This window comes from Streptomyces sp. NPDC017993, assembly GCF_044328065.1.
In the GTDB taxonomy this organism is placed as follows: domain Bacteria; phylum Actinomycetota; class Actinomycetes; order Streptomycetales; family Streptomycetaceae; genus Streptomyces.
Genome location: NZ_JBIRGO010000018.1, coordinates 113,653 through 127,934, shown reverse-complemented (window position 1 = coordinate 127,934; position 14,282 = coordinate 113,653). Strand labels below are relative to the sequence as shown.

At 69.5% G+C, this 14,282-nt stretch carries 10 protein-coding genes and 2 pseudogenes; 7 read left to right on the top strand and 5 right to left on the bottom strand.

Translation table 11 applies throughout. From position 1 onward, the window contains the following. Positions 1–130: 130 nt before the first annotated feature. Positions 131–682, top strand: a complete 552-nt coding sequence (locus ACH4FH_RS29200; protein ID WP_398558926.1) for a hypothetical protein — start codon at positions 131–133, stop codon at positions 680–682. A 63-nt stretch (positions 683–745) separates the two neighbouring features. After that, positions 746–1,846 carry a LacI family DNA-binding transcriptional regulator gene (locus tag ACH4FH_RS29195; protein ID WP_398558925.1) on the top strand — a complete coding sequence of 367 codons (1,101 nt, stop codon included), beginning with the start codon at positions 746–748 and terminating at the stop codon, positions 1,844–1,846. Between the two features lie 158 nt (positions 1,847–2,004). Here the strand turns inward: ACH4FH_RS29195 and bglX are convergent, their stop codons facing one another. Continuing rightward, positions 2,005–4,320, bottom strand: coding sequence for a beta-glucosidase BglX (gene bglX, locus ACH4FH_RS29190; RefSeq protein WP_398558924.1), 2,316 nt, complete (start codon positions 4,318–4,320; stop codon positions 2,005–2,007). A gap of 443 nt (positions 4,321–4,763) precedes the next feature. On the opposite strand from bglX, the gene ACH4FH_RS29185 reads away from it, so the two are divergent. The 3 genes from ACH4FH_RS29185 to ACH4FH_RS29175 all read left to right on the top strand — a co-directional run bounded on the left by ACH4FH_RS29185 (position 4,764) and on the right by ACH4FH_RS29175 (position 9,069). Next, positions 4,764–6,167, top strand: coding sequence for an MFS transporter (locus ACH4FH_RS29185; protein ID WP_398558923.1), 1,404 nt, complete (start codon positions 4,764–4,766; stop codon positions 6,165–6,167). Positions 6,168–6,264: 97 nt separating this feature from the next. Next, positions 6,265–7,479: an anhydro-N-acetylmuramic acid kinase gene (locus ACH4FH_RS29180; RefSeq protein WP_398558922.1), complete on the top strand. Its 1,215-nt coding sequence runs from the start codon at positions 6,265–6,267 to the stop codon at positions 7,477–7,479. Positions 7,480–7,707: 228 nt separating this feature from the next. After that, positions 7,708–9,069 (top strand): M28 family metallopeptidase, encoded by a 1,362-nt coding sequence (locus ACH4FH_RS29175; protein WP_398558921.1) that lies wholly within the window; start codon positions 7,708–7,710, stop codon positions 9,067–9,069. Positions 9,070–9,185: 116 nt separating this feature from the next. On the opposite strand, the gene ACH4FH_RS29170 is transcribed toward ACH4FH_RS29175, so the two are convergent. Genes ACH4FH_RS29170 through ACH4FH_RS29160 form a run of 3 tightly spaced genes read right to left on the bottom strand, consistent with a single transcriptional unit; the run spans position 9,186 to position 11,268 of the window. Continuing rightward, positions 9,186–9,545 carry a hypothetical protein gene (locus tag ACH4FH_RS29170; RefSeq protein WP_398558920.1) on the bottom strand — a complete coding sequence of 120 codons (360 nt, stop codon included), beginning with the start codon at positions 9,543–9,545 and terminating at the stop codon, positions 9,186–9,188. Beyond that, positions 9,542–10,876 (bottom strand): hypothetical protein, encoded by a 1,335-nt coding sequence (locus ACH4FH_RS29165; RefSeq protein ID WP_398558919.1) that lies wholly within the window; start codon positions 10,874–10,876, stop codon positions 9,542–9,544. The genes ACH4FH_RS29170 and ACH4FH_RS29165 overlap by 4 nt, the downstream gene beginning before the upstream one ends. Then, complete coding sequence (locus ACH4FH_RS29160; protein ID WP_398558918.1) at positions 10,873–11,268, bottom strand: hypothetical protein; 396 nt, start codon at positions 11,266–11,268, stop codon at positions 10,873–10,875. The genes ACH4FH_RS29165 and ACH4FH_RS29160 overlap by 4 nt, the downstream gene beginning before the upstream one ends. Before the next feature lie 266 nt (positions 11,269–11,534). Here ACH4FH_RS29160 and ACH4FH_RS29155 point away from each other — a divergent pair. Both ACH4FH_RS29155 and ACH4FH_RS29150 read left to right on the top strand, forming a co-directional pair. Then, a pseudogene (locus ACH4FH_RS29155) lies at positions 11,535–12,299 on the top strand (ATP-binding cassette domain-containing protein); the annotation flags it as partial. A gap of 123 nt (positions 12,300–12,422) precedes the next feature. Beyond that, a pseudogene (locus ACH4FH_RS29150) lies at positions 12,423–13,164 on the top strand (ATP-binding cassette domain-containing protein); the annotation flags it as partial. Positions 13,165–13,438: 274 nt separating this feature from the next. On the opposite strand, the gene ACH4FH_RS29145 reads toward ACH4FH_RS29150, so the two are convergent. Beyond that, positions 13,439–14,134 carry a type 1 glutamine amidotransferase domain-containing protein gene (locus ACH4FH_RS29145; RefSeq protein WP_398558917.1) on the bottom strand — a complete coding sequence of 232 codons (696 nt, stop codon included), beginning with the start codon at positions 14,132–14,134 and terminating at the stop codon, positions 13,439–13,441. Between the last annotated feature and the right edge of the window lie 148 nt (positions 14,135–14,282).

Sequence of the window (14,282 nt, the reverse complement as noted above, 5' to 3'; positions counted from 1 at the left end):
TGCCCGCAGGCACTGATAAGCCGCCCCCACCCGGGCTGCCGGTCGACAGGCACGCGTCGGCAGGTAGCCTGCATCGGTCAACAGCGCGTTGACCTCCGTTCTTGCAGTTCATTCATGGGGGATCTCAGTCGTGTCCACACCGCCGCCGCCCTACCAGCACCAGCCGCAGTATCAGCCGCCGCAGCAGCCGTACGGTGCTCCGCAGGCATACCAGCAGCAGTACGGCGCTCCGCAGGCTCCCCAGCAGTACGGGGCTCCGAAGGCCCCGCAGCAGTACGGGGCCCCGCAGCCGCCGCGCGGGCCCCAGCGGCCCCAGCAGAGGAGCCCCTTGCAGGCGCTGCTGACCGTCGTCGTGGTCCTGGCGATCTTCGGTGGCGGTGCCTGGTACGTGTGGGACTACAACACCAACCCCAACGGCGGCAAGGCCAAGGCCGAGGCCTCGCAGTCCGCGCAGGCCGAGGAGAACAAGACGCACGATCCGAAGGTCGGTGACTGCATCAAGGTCGAAGGCTCCCAGGAGGATCCGCTTCCGGTGATCGTCGAATGCGGCTCCGCCGAGGCCGAGTACAAGATGGGTGAGAGGAACTTCGGCGCGGACGCCAAGTGTGGACCGCAGTACGTCTACGTCATGCACTACTCGAGCAAGTACACCCGCTACACGATGTGCTTCACCAAGGCCTGACCTGCGATCTCACCGGTGCCGGCGCGAAGCGGGCGCGTATCCTGGCGGGGGAGGGATGCGGCGGTGCAGGTGGACAGAGTGCCGACGGTTTATGACGTCGCTTCCGTCGCGGGTGTCTCTACTGCGACGGTGTCGCGGTATTTCCGGCAGCCCGAGAAGGTGGCGGAGGCCACCCGGGAGAAGATCCGCTCGGTCGTGGTCGCGTTGGGGTACGTCCCCAGTGGGAGCGCCCGGGGTCTGGCAGCTCGGCGGACCGGCGTGCTCGGGCTGTGCACCTGGGGCAGGCACGAGCCGGACGAGTTCGCCCTTCCGCCGCTGGAGAAGGGCGCACCCGTATCGTTCACCCGGGACCTGGCCGAGCCGCGGCTCTACCCCTTGTTCGCCGACGAGGTGCTGCGCGGTGCCCAGCTGGAGTGCACGGTCCGCGGCTTCGCGCTGATGCTCGGATGGGGTGACGACGACCCGGGCCACGCGATGATCAGCGAGGTGGCGGGCCGCGTCGACGGACTCGTGGTGCTGCCGGGCGTGGTGCCGGACGAGGTGCTCGAACACGTCGCCCGCCGTATCCCGGTCGTCGTGATCGCCGCTCCCCCCGAGGCCGACTCGCCGCTCAGCCATGTGACGGTGGACAACTTCGGCGGGATGCGGGCGATGACGGACCATCTGCTGGCCGGGCACGGGTTGCGGGATGTGTGGTTCGTCGGTCTGGAGGAGCGGCGGAGCGCCGATGGCGCGGAACGTTTCCAGGGCTTCCGCTCGGCCCTGCGGGCTGCGCAGCTGCCCGTTCCCGACGAACCTCAGCTGCGCGGCACGGGCTTCCGCGTCGACGCCCGTGCGATGACCGAAGAGATGCTGAGCGGGGGAAGCCTGCCGGAGGCGATCGTGTGCAGCAGCGATCAGATCGCGCTCGGAGTCATCGATGTGCTGGTCCGCAACGGCGTGAAGGTGCCGGGCGACATCGCGGTCACGGGCTTCGACGGCCTCGACGCGGGCCGCTTTCTGCGGCCGGGCCTGACCACCGTCCGCCAGCCGATGGACGCCCTCGGGCGGGTCGCGGTGGAGCTCCTCACCGATCAGGTGAGTCAGGAGCGGCGCACCCCGGCACACCGCCAACTGCCCGTGCAGGTCGTACTGCGCGAAAGCTGTGGTTGCGCTCCGACGTAGGCCGTGGCGCGGCGGAGTGGGCGGGGCGTGGGTTCTGGGAGTTGTGGCTGTCCCGCGGCGCGGTGAAGCCGGCGGGCCGGGGACGGATGTCGACGTCCGTCCCCGACCTCCAAACCGGGGAGCCCTCCGGGAAGGCGAGCCCGTTTCCTCCGGCTGCTCTAGCGGATCGTCAGCGTGCCCTTGGCCTTGGCCTGCGAACTGTTACCGACATACACATCGATCGCACCCGGCTCGATGCGGAATTCGCCGTCCGGATCGTTGCTCCAGAAGCCGAGGTCCTCGGCGCCGAGCTGGAAGCGTACGGTCCGGCTCTTGCCCGCCGCGAGGCCGACCCGGCGGAAACCGCGCAGCCTGCGTACGGGCTGGGCGATGCTGGCCGCGCGGTCGTGGACGTACAGCTGCACGACCTCATCGCCCGCACGATTCCCGGTGTTCGTGACGGAGACCGCGACCTCGACTGTGTCTCCCTTGCGCAGGGCCGTGGCCGTGACACCGCTGCTGCTCAGCCGAGGCTCACCGACCTCGAAGGTGGTGTAGCTGAGCCCGTATCCGAAGGCGAACTGCGGCCCGTTGGGCAGGTCCAGGTACTTGGAGGTGTACTTGTTGTCGGGGTCGTAAGGGCGGCCCGTGTTCTCGTGGTTGTAGTAGACGGGGATCTGCCCGGCGCTGCGCGGGAAGGTCGCCGGAAGCTTGCCGCCCGGATTGACGGCGCCGAAGAGCACGTCCGCGATGGCGTTTCCGGCCTCGATGCCCGGGTGCCACGCCTCCAGGACGGCGGGAGCCTGCTCCAGCCAGTCGCCGATGGTCAGCGGGCGGCCGTTGACCAGGACGACGACAAAGGGCTTGCCGGTCTTCGCGACCGCGGCGATCAGCTTCTCCTGCGCACCGGGCAGGCCGATGTCGCTGCGCGCGGCGGCCTCCCCGCTGATCGCCGGGGGCTCGCCGACCACGACGATGGTGACGTCGGCAGCCTTGGCCGCCGCGACGGCCTCGGGGATGCCGCTCACGTCCTTGCCCTCCGCGTCCACGCCCCGGGCGTAGCGGACCTTCGCACCGGGCGCGGCCTTGCGCACCGCGTCCAGCACCTTCACCGAGGGGAACTTCTCCTGCGCAGCGGGCATCACCCAGGTCCCCAGCAGGTCCGAGGAGTCGCCGAACGGCCCCACCACGGCGATAGAGGAGGCGGACGCGCTCAGCGGCAGCATGTCGTCCGCGTTCTTCAGCAGCACCATCGACCGCGCCCCGGTCTCCCGCGCCGCGGCCCGCGCCTCCTTCGACGGCTCGGTGATCTCGGCGGACTGCTCCACATACGGATGCGCGAAGAGACCGAGCTCGAACTTCAGCCGCAGGATCCGTGACACCGCCTCGTCCAGCCGGTCGGCCTTGATCCGGCCGCTCTTGAGCAGCTGCTTGCCGTGCGCGGTGAGGTTGGTGCTGGTCATCTCCATGTCGACACCGGCATTGAGGCTGATCTGTGCGGCGTCCGCGCCGTCCTCCGCGAAGCCGTGGGCGATCAGCTCCTGGACACCGGTCCAGTCGCTCACCACCATGCCGTCGAAGCCCCACTCACCCTTGAGGATTTCGGTGAGGGTGTGGGTGTTGCCGTGGGCCGGCACGCCGCCGATGGTGTTGAACGACGCCATCACGGTCGCCACGCCGGCATCCAGCGCTGCCTTGAACGGCGGCAGATAGAGATTGCGCAGCCGGGACTCGGAGACGTCGACCGTGTTGTAGTCGCGCCCGCCCTCGGCGCCCCCGTAGGCGACGAAGTGCTTTGCGCAGGCGGCCAGGCGGTCCTTCGCGCCGAGGTCACCGGCGTCCTTGCCCTGGTAGCCGTGGACCTTGGCGGCGGCGAACGCAGAGGTGAGGTACGGGTCCTCGCCGCAGCTCTCGGCGATGCGTCCCCAGCGTGGCTCGTGCGTGACGTCCATCATCGGGGCGAACGTCCAGTGCACCCCGCTGGAGCGGGCCTCCTTCGCCGACACCTCCCCGTCCCGCTTGCTCACCTCCGGGTCGAAACTGGCCGCCTGGGCGAGGGGGATGGGGAAGGTGGTCCAGAAGCCGTGGATCACGTCCAGCCCGAACAGCAGCGGGATGCCCAGCCGCGACTCCTCCACGGCGATCCGCTGCAGGGCGTTGCTGCTGCGCGCACCGAAGATGCTGAGGACGGACCCCAGCCGACCCTTGCGGGCCGCGTCCTCGACGTCCTTGGTCTCCGAGCCGCCCGGCCCGGTGTTGTACGACCACGGCAACTGCTGCAACTGGCCGAGCTTCTCCTCGACCGTCATACGGGCGAGCAGCGACCTGACCTTCGCCTCGTGCGGGCCGGAAGGGGCCTTCGCGGGGGCCGGCACGGCGGCGGGTTGCGCGGCATGCGCGGTACCGCTGCCCATCAGCCCGCTGCCGACAGCGCCGCCCGCGGCGACCGTGCCCCCCACCGCAGCCAGCACGGTCCGCCGTTGAATACCAGCCATGAGTTCATCCTTTTAACAAAGGTCGGCAATTTTCGGGGTTCTCGTTACACAAGTTGGCTTGGAGTTAAAGGGCTTGTTGCGGGGATGTCAAGACTTTCTGCGGCCTTCGAGGGGACGGGTGTTGGCCGCCGAAACCGCTGTGCGATCAGCCCACGTCAAGGGGCATGTATGCGCGTACAGGAGCCATTGACGAGCATCTGTGTACGCGCATACAGTGCGGATTCCGGGCGACACCCAGTGAAATGAGAAGCTCCTGGTCAGGCCGGGCCGCTCCACGGTGACGCGACCACCCGGCTCGCCCCTGGCCCGTGTCCGTGCTGCCTCGTGGAAGCCGACATCCAGCGAGCGGGTGAAGGTTATTGACGACCTCTCAGGGGCCGGAGAAACTGACTCTTCTCCCGGACTCCCGTCTCCGCCCGGAATCCGCGACGCGAGAGGGCCCCATGACCGCCTCTGTGCACAACCAGCCCCAGGACACCGTCGCGCCGTCCCGCTCCCGCCGGGCGCTGGTGGCGGGATCCGTCGGCAATTTCATCGAGTGGTACGAATTCGGCGTCTACGGCTACTTCGCGACGGTCATCGCCGCGAACTTCTTCACGCCCGAGGGCGGCAGCGACGTCGAGGCGCTCATCAAGACGTACGCGTCCTTCGCGCTGGCGTTCTTCTTCCGCCCCGTCGGTGCCGCGCTCTTCGGGCGGCTCGGAGACCGGATCGGCCGCCGGCCGACGCTTGTCCTGGTCATTTTGCTGATGACCGGAGCCACCACGCTCATCGGACTGCTGCCGACCTACGCGACCCTGGGAGCGGCGGCACCGTGGCTGCTCACGCTGCTGCGCGTCGTACAAGGGCTGTCGGCGGGCGGTGAGTTCGGCGGAGCGGTGTCGATCATGACGGAGTTCGCGCCGCCCGGGAAACGCGGTCTCTACGGCGCGTGGCAGTCCTTCACGGTGGCCCTGGGGTTGCTCGGGGGCGCAGGTGTTGCGGCTCTGCTGACCCTCCTGCTGACACAGGCGGACCTCGACTCCTGGGGCTGGCGCCTGCCCTTCCTTTTGACCCTGCCCATGGGGCTCGCCGCGCTCTGGCTGCGTCTGAGGATCGAGGAAACCCCCGCCTTCACCCGCACGCACGGGGAGCCCGGCGAGGCACCGGACCGACTGCACCGGCCTGACCACCCTGACCGACAGGAGCAACCGGGGCGAGGGCCCCGACTGGAGGTGCCGGTCAGCGGGCCCGCCGTGGCGCCCGGGCCGGGGGAGCTGGCGCGGGCGATCGCCCTCGGCGCCGGACGGCTGATGGGCTGGTCCGCGGCCGGCTACACCTTCCTCGTCGTGCTGCCCACGTATCTGCAGAGCACGCTGAACGCGAGCTTCCGGCAGGCACTCCTCGCCACCGTCCTGGCCAACCTGGGCTTCGCCCTCGCCATCCTCCCGGCCGGCGCACTCAGCGACCGCATCGGCAGACGCCCCGTGATGACGGCCGGCGCGGCCCTGGTGGTCGCCCTGGCCTTCCCGCTGCTGAACCTGCTCCAGGACCCCGCGGCCCCGACCACGGCCAAGGGACTGGCGGTCCTCGCCGCGGGCGCCGTCGTCGGTCTCATGGCGGGTCCCGGGCCCGCCATGCTCGCCGAGATGTTCCCCACCCGCGTCAGATGTACCGGCCTCGGCCTGTCCTACGCCCTGTCCAACGCCGTCTTTTCGGGCTGCGCGGGCCTCATCATCACCGAGCTGGTCAAGCGGACCGGCGACGCCGACATCCCCGCCTACTACGTGGCCGTGACCTGCGCCATCAGCGTGGCGGCACTGCTGACACTGCGTGGCGACGACCATCGCCGGTCCCTGCGCGACTGACGATGGGCCGGCCGGGCCGCCGGAGGCCGAGCCGACCGGAGACGGGGACCCGGCGGCGACCGGGGCTTCCGTCCCGGGGGCCCAATACCGAGTTTCAGTGCCACCGAAGACGGAGGAGAGCGAAGCGATGCGGGTGATCGGCCTGATGTCCGGCACGTCCTACGACGCCGTCGACGCCGCGGCAGCGGACCTCCAACTCGTCGGCGACACCCTCGAACTGTCCCCCCTGGGCATGCTGAGCGAGCCGTACCCGGACGCTCTGCGCGCCGCGCTCGCCGCGGCCCTGCCCCCGGCGGGGACCACGATGGAGGACGTATGCCGGCTCGATACGCGGATCGGCCAGTCCTTCGCGTCCCTGGCCGCCCGCGCCGACCGTGAACTGTGCGCAGGACGCGCCGAACTGATCGCCTCCCACGGACAGACCGTCTATCACTGGACGGACGACGGACGTGTCCACGGCACCCTCCAGATCGGCCGGCCTGCCTGGATCGCCGAGGCCACCGGCCGCCCCGTCGTCTCCGACCTGCGCGCCCGCGACGTCGCCGCCGGGGGCCAGGGCGCGCCCCTGGTCAGCATCTTCGACACCCTGTGGCTACGAGGCAGGCCGGGAGCCCCCGTTGCTCTCAACCTCGGCGGAATCGCCAACATCACCGCGCTCCCGGAAGGCAAGGACCCCATCGCCTTCGACACGGGCCCCGCGAACGCCCTCATCGACGCCGCGGTCCAGCACCTCACCAACGGCCGCCTGGACTACGACACGGGCGGGGCCCTGGCCGCGCGGGGTTCCTTCAGCGAACACCTGCTCCACCGGCTCCTCGATGAGCCGTACTACGCCCAGCCGGCCCCCAAGACGACGGGCAAGGAACTCTTCCATCTCCCGTACCTCCTGGCGGCGTTGGCCGAGTGCGGGCCGCTGCCGGCCGAGGACGTCACCGCGACGGTCACCTTGCTCACGGCCCGGACCGTCGCCGACGCGGCACGCTCCGTGGGGGCGTCGGAGGTCATCGCCTCGGGCGGCGGCACAAGGAACCCGACCCTGATGACCCTGCTCCGCACGGAACTCGGCGCCATCCGACTCCAGACCTCCGACGACCTCGGCCTGCCGGCTGCCGCCAAGGAGGCGTACGCCTTCGCGGTCCTCGGCTTTCTCACCGCACACGGCCTGCCCGCCACGGCTCCCTCGTGCACCGGCGCCCGGCACCCCAGCGTCCTGGGCTCGATCACCCCTGGTGCGGGCGGGCTGCGTCTTCCCTCTCCGCCGAGGACGGCCCCGGAGCGCCTGGTGGTGAAGTCTTCCGCTGACCCGTCCTGAAGGGGCGTGGTGCGGCTCGCGGCGACGGTGACGTGAGTGAGGAAGGCCGACTCGTGACAGCGCCCAGCGCCTCGAAGACGCACCTCAGGAGCCACGGCTCGGCCCCGGGGTCGATATCCGGCGTGGCGTGTCCGAATACAGGCTTGTCGTGGGGGCGGGTCACCCCGACGATCGGCTTCGCGCCATGCACGGTCCGTCTCGTTCCCTTACGGAATCCGGAGACCCCTCATGACCTCGCACGCCGAAAGACGCACCGCGCCCACCCACCGAAGATCGTGGTCGCGCCGGGCCGCCCTGGCGGTGACCGCGGCCGGCGCGGTGCTCGGGTTGCTCGCCACGGCCCCCACGGCCACGGCCGCCGCCCCGCCGCAGCCCGCCGCCCCGGCCGTCGCCGCCCCTGACATACCCGTGGCCAACGTCAAGGCCCACTTGAGCCAGCTGCAGTCGATAGCCACCGCCAACGGCGGCAACCGGGCCCACGGCCGTGCCGGATACCGGGCCTCGATCGACTACATCAAGGGCAAGCTGGACGCGGCCGGCTACACCACGACCCTCCAGCAGTTCACCGCCGGCGGTGCCACCGGCTGGAACCTGATCGCCGACTGGCCGGGCGGCGACCCCCAACAGGTCCTGATGGCCGGCGCACACCTCGACTCGGTCACCTCGGGCCCCGGAATCAACGACAACGGCTCGGGGTCGTCCGCCGTTCTGGAGACGGCGCTCGCGGTCTCCCGCGAGGGCCTCCAGCCCACGAAGCACCTGCGTTTCGGCTGGTGGGGCGCGGAGGAACTCGGCCTGCTCGGCTCCAAGTACTACGTGAACAACCTGTCCTCCACCGAGCGTGCGAAGGTCGCCGGCTACCTGAACTTCGACATGATCGGGTCGCCCAACCCCGGCTACTTCGTCTACGACGACGACCCGCAGATCGAGTCGGTGTTCAAGGGCTACTTCGCCTCGCTCAACATCCCCACCGAGATCGAGACCGAGGGCGACGGACGCTCGGACCACGCGCCCTTCAAGAACGTCGGCATCCCGGTGGGTGGCCTGTTCACCGGCGCCGACTACACCAAGACGTCCGCCCAGGCGCAGAAGTGGGGCGGCACGGCAGGCGCGTCCTTCGACCGCTGCTACCACTCCTCGTGCGACACCACGGCGAACATCAACGACACCGCGCTGGACCGCAACAGCGATGCCGTCGCGCACGCCGTCTGGACGCTGAGCGCGGGCAGCACGCCCCCGTCCGGAGACGTCTACGAGAACGCCGCCGACCTTCCCGTGCCGGACGCCGGCGCGGCGGTGACCTCGTCGGTCGGCGTCAGCGGCCGCAGCGGCAACGCCCCCGACGCCCTCAAGGTGAGCGTCGACATCAAGCACACCTGGCGCGGCGACCTCGTCATCGACCTCCTGGCCCCGGATGGGAGCGCCTACCGGCTGAAGAGTTCCAGCGCCAACGACTCCGCGGACAACGTCCTGGCGACCTACACCGTCAACGCCGCCGGCGAGACCGCCAACGGGACGTGGAAGCTACGGGTGCAGGACGTGGCAGCACAGGACACCGGCTACCTCGACAGCTGGAAGCTCACCTTCTGATCCCTGAACGGAGCACCGCCGCACCATCCGGGTGCTCCCTCCTGCTCGACCGCTGAACCGCCCGCGGCGTCAGACCGGACGCCGCGGGCGGCCAACGAGCCCTGGGGAGTGAGGGGTTACGAGGGGAGGAGCCATCGGACGACGGCACACAGAAGCATCAGCGCCGGCGCCGCGAGCCACCATCTGCTGCGCAGCCATCGGGTCGCCAGAAGGAACACCGTCAGGAGGGCCACGGCGGAGGCGAGTGCCCCGCCCGTCAGGGACAGGATCCGGACGTCGTCGGCCGACTCGCGCACATCCCAGGGGCCGTCCGGCGAGATGGCCAAAGCCAGGTACACGACGTAGAGGACCACCGTATTCGCCGCTGTCAGCACCGCGGCGCTGATGACGGCACCGACGGCTTCGCCTCCGCTTCGGCGTCCGCTTCCGGACGTGCCCGCGCGCCGGTCGGCGGTGTGCGCCCTGGGACGGTTCACCGCAGGGCCTGCCCTGCGTTACCCAGATGCGTCATGAAGCTGTCGCCGTAGCGCTGCGCGTCATCGCTCTCCCAGTAGGGACCACCGTTGTAGCGAGCGGCCAACTCCCGGTACTGCTCGGGGGACATCTCGTCAGCGGGTACGTCGGCGAAGGAACTCTCCGCCTTCAGCTGCGCCAGATACTCGGAGGTGATGAAGGCGTTCTGAGCGGGATCCTTGACCGCTTCCTCGACCTGGTCCCGCTGCATGCCGGTGAGATGCGTGGGATCGTAGCCGAGTACCTCGGCCGCACGACGGATCTGAATGGACATCGGCCCCATGGACGTCTTGTCGGCATCTCCGCCGATACCGAGACCGCGCACCGTATCGGCGACATCGTCGATGACACCCGGGTCCCCTTCGACCTCTTTCCAGGCAATGCCGGCAATCATGTCCGGGGGCAGCCCGTTCTCCTTGGCCGCGGCCTTGAGGATCTCTCGATTGGCGCCGATCCAGTCCCGGCGGCTCTCATCCGAATCGGAGGGCAGCCAGTAGTTGTTCCCCGTTCCCTCGGACAGCCCTGCGCAGAGTCGCTTGATCCGCATCAAAGCCGGGGACACCACGGTGGCCGGCCCCACACCGGGGAAGTAGTCCGTCTTGCTGCCGCTGCCCGCCAGTTTCGTAAGGGGGTTGTCGCCGGCCTGCCGGGCCTCGGACTGCAAGGCGCCCACGCGTTCCATCAAACCGGCCGCGTCCTTGAAGTCCGTACGGAAATTCGGGATGAGGTGGCGCGCCGACTGCAGGCCGGCGACGCAGGCCCGGCGCGCGGTCTCCTCGGTTCTCAAGGCGCTGCCGAACGCCTCGGACGCGCGCTTGTGCCACCTGTCGGCTTCCTCCCGGATGGCGTCCACGTCGACCATCAGCTCGGCCAGTGCGTCCAGAAAACCGGTCGTCCCCCGAAGGTCCTCCCACTGGCGCATGGGTTCTGCGGCCTTGGCCTTGGACGTCACGGGAGTCGCCTCTCGCGACATGACGTCCGAGAGGGCGGACTGGGCTTCCTCGCCAGTGGTGAGGAACTGCTTGGCGTGCGACACCGCGTCCGAATAATCCAGAAGCGCTTTCCACGCCCTCTGGTATCCCTCCGTCAATCCGGTGACGAGACCCTCGACGTCACGAATCCGCGCTTCGTAGTGGCTGCGGGAGACGCTCGTCCAATCGAGCCGCTCCGCCTTCTTCACGGACGGCGCCGCGGAGTGCAGCAGGTCGTACATCCGCTTGAATTCGTCGGCATTTCGCTCGATGAGAGCCGGATTGCAGTCCTGGAGAAACTTCACATCGGCGTAGTAAGTCACGCGGTGGCCTCCTTCGGTGCCTCGTACTTGGAGGAATCAAGGAGCGCCCTCAAGTCATCGCGCGTCTGCTCGTCGACCTTCGTGTAGTTGTTTCCGGTGGTCTTGAGCGCGGTGGACAGTGCGGTGAGCAGCAGGACGAGGTCCTGCTGCTGGTCGGCGGCGAAGCGGGCGAATTCATTCACCTCGTCGGCCACTTCGCGATGTGAATGCGGTGTCCGCGAAAGCGTGCCGATATCTTTGTCGAGTCGGCCTTCGTGGAGCAATCCCGCGATCTCCACCAGAAGATGTGCGCTGCCGTCGATGGACGCGGCATCCGCTCCGTATCCGTCACTCATATCTCCCCCGAAGCAATCCAGAATACGAACAGCCGCATAATCATGGTCGGTACGCACGGAAGCGTCAAGCGAACTATGGCCCTTTTGTGATTGTCCGGGGTGATGGTGCCGATGGCCGACCGCCCTCGGGAGCCGCCTCCCGCGTATGACCGTGTTCTCCGGCGAAGCCGCGCGGCCCGCATAAATCTCTCGCAGCCCGCGCAGGAGGTGGGGTACGGTTTTCGAGTCCTGTTGTCTCCGATAGAGGTGGACGTTGCGCATCTGAGGTCCGCGATCATCGCGCGGTACGGCATCGCCCGTACTCCCGTCACGCTGCAGCCGGCATGCCTGCCGCCCGTGACCCCGCGCGGATGCGACCTCGGTGCATGAGCCGTCCTCACCCTTCTGGAGGGCCGCACCTCCTTTTCCCGGTTCGGTCGCCGCGTGGTGCTCGCAAACGAAGCCCCCTTCCCTGCGCTTGCGACTGCGAGAATCACATGGCTCACCCCAGCACCCCCAGCGCCTCCGTGACCTGCTCCGCCCTGTCCTTCCGGTGGCCGGACGGCACGACCGTCTTCGACGGACTCTCCCTCGGCATCGGCCGCGGCCGCACCGGCCTCGTCGGCGCCAACGGCACAGGCAAGTCCACCCTGCTGCGACTGCTGGCCGGCCGGCTCCGCCCCTCCCGGGGTTCGGTGACCGTCGGCGGCAACCTCGCCTACCTACCGCAGAACATCACCCTCGACACGACGCTGCGCGTCGACCAGGCGCTGGGCATCGCCGAACGACGCGACGCACTGCGCGCCATCGAGACCGGAGACGTGAGCGAGGCGCACTTCGAGACGATCGGCGACGACTGGGACGTCGAGGAGCGGGCCCTGGCGACCCTGGGCTCACTCGGGCTGCGCGACGTCGAACTCGACCGCACCGTAGGGCAGTTGTCCGGCGGGGAGACTGTACTGCTTCGCCTCGCCGCGCTGCTGCTGGAGCGTCCCGACGTGCTGCTGCTCGACGAGCCGACCAACAACCTCGACCTGTTCGCGCGCCGTCGGCTCTACGACGCCGTCGACTCCTGGCGCTCCGGAGTGCTGGTCGTGGTCAGTCACGACCGAGAACTGCTGGAGCGCGTGGACCGCATCGCCGACCTGCGATCCGGCTCGCTGACGTGGTACGGCGGAGGCTGGTCCGCGTACCAGGAGGCCCTGGCGACCCAGCAGGAAGCGGCCGGACGGATGCTGCGGGCCGCCGAGGCGGACGTGCGTCGGCAGAAGCGCGAACTGGAGGAGACCCAGGTCAAGTTGGCCCGCCGGCAGCGACACAGCAAGAAGATGGACGCCGAGCGGCGCGCCCCGAGAATCGTCGCCGGCGAACGCAAACGGTCCGCGCAGGAATCGGCGGACAAGCTCCGTGGCCTCCAGGAGGACCGCTTGCACGAGGCGCGTGAACGACGCGAGGAGGCCGCGGAGGCGATCCGCAACGACGCCGAGATCCGCGTGAGCCTTCCCCACACCGCCGTGCCCGCGGGCCGCACCGTCCTGAGCCTGCACGAGCTACGCCTTCCGTTCGGCACGCTGCGCGAAGGCAACCTCCATGTGCACGGCCCCGAACGCATCGCGCTGGTCGGCCGCAACGGAGCCGGTAAGACCACGCTGCTGCGCACCCTGACGGGAGAGCTCGCACCGCTGTCCGGCGAAGCTCGCACCTTCGTGCCGCTGAGGTTCCTTCCGCAGCGCCTCGATGTGCTGGACGAGGAGAAAGGCGTCGCCGCGAACGTGGCCCGGTCGGCCCCCGGGGTCACGGACAACCACATCCGTGCGCAGCTCGCGCGGTTCCTGTTCAAGGGGGCACGTGCCGACCAGCCGGCAGGCACCCTCTCGGGCGGAGAGCGCTTCCGGGCCGCCCTCGCGGCGACGATGCTCGCCGCACCGGCGCCGCAGCTACTGCTGCTGGACGAGCCGACCAACAACCTCGACTTGGCGAGCGTCCGGCAGCTGACAAGTGCCCTCGACTCCTACCAGGGCGCGCTCGTGATCGCCGGCCACGACCTCCCCTTCCTCGCGTCGGTCGGGATCACCCGCTGGCTGCTCGTCGGAGAGGAACTCCGGGAGACCGGCGAGGACGAGGTCCGCGAGCTGCTCGAAGCGGGAGAGGGCGACTGACGGACCGTCGTCGTGGACCGCCCGTCGCCGTACCCGCTCGGGCCGCCGTGGCGGGCGTCGAGGCAGCGTCGAGTCCTTCCGTCCCGCCGTCAGGCCAGCTTCTTGAGAAGTTCGGTCGCGAGCGGGGCGGCGGAGGAGGGGTTCTGCCCGGTGACCAGGTTCCGGTCAATGATCACGTGCGGTGCCCACGGCTCGCTCTCCCGGAAGTTGACGCCGGCCTCGACGAGGCGGTCCTGGAGCAGCCACGCCGCCTTGTCGGCGAATCCCGCCTGGCGCTCCTCGGCGTTGGTGAAACCGGTCAGCCGGAAGCCCGCGAAGGAATTGGCGCCGTCGGGCCCGGTCGCGGCCAGCATGGCGGCCGGGGCGTGACACACCAGCGCCAGGGGCTTGCCGGACTCCAGGGCACGCGTCAGCAGCTTGCCGGAGTCGGCATTGACGGCGAGGTCCTCCATCGGGCCGTGGCCACCGGGGTAGAAGACCGCGTCGTAGTCGTCGAGGCGTACGTCCTCCAGCTTGACGGGGTGCTGGAGTTCGGCGAAGGAGGCGAGGGCCTGCGACACCTTGGCGGCGCCTTCCTGACCGCCGTTGGCCTCGGGGGCCAGGCTTCCCTTGTCGACGTGCGGCACGACGCCGCCCGGGGTGGCGACGACGGTCTCGTGACCCGCCGCCTTGAACACCTCGTACGGGGCGGCGGCTTCCTCGGCCCAGAAGCCGGTGGGGTGCTTGGTGCCGTCGGCCAGCGTCCAGTGGTCGGCGCCGGTCATCACGAAAAGGATCTTCGACATGGTGAGGCTCTTTCGGTGTGGGATGCGGGTCCTGCCGGGCGGAGGACTTCGCGGCGCACGCTTGGACGCTCCGGGCTCGTGGGTACGGGAATCCGGCACTCGGTGCTCGACTCGTCGGTGCGCCGACCTCCTCGAAGGTAGGCCCCCT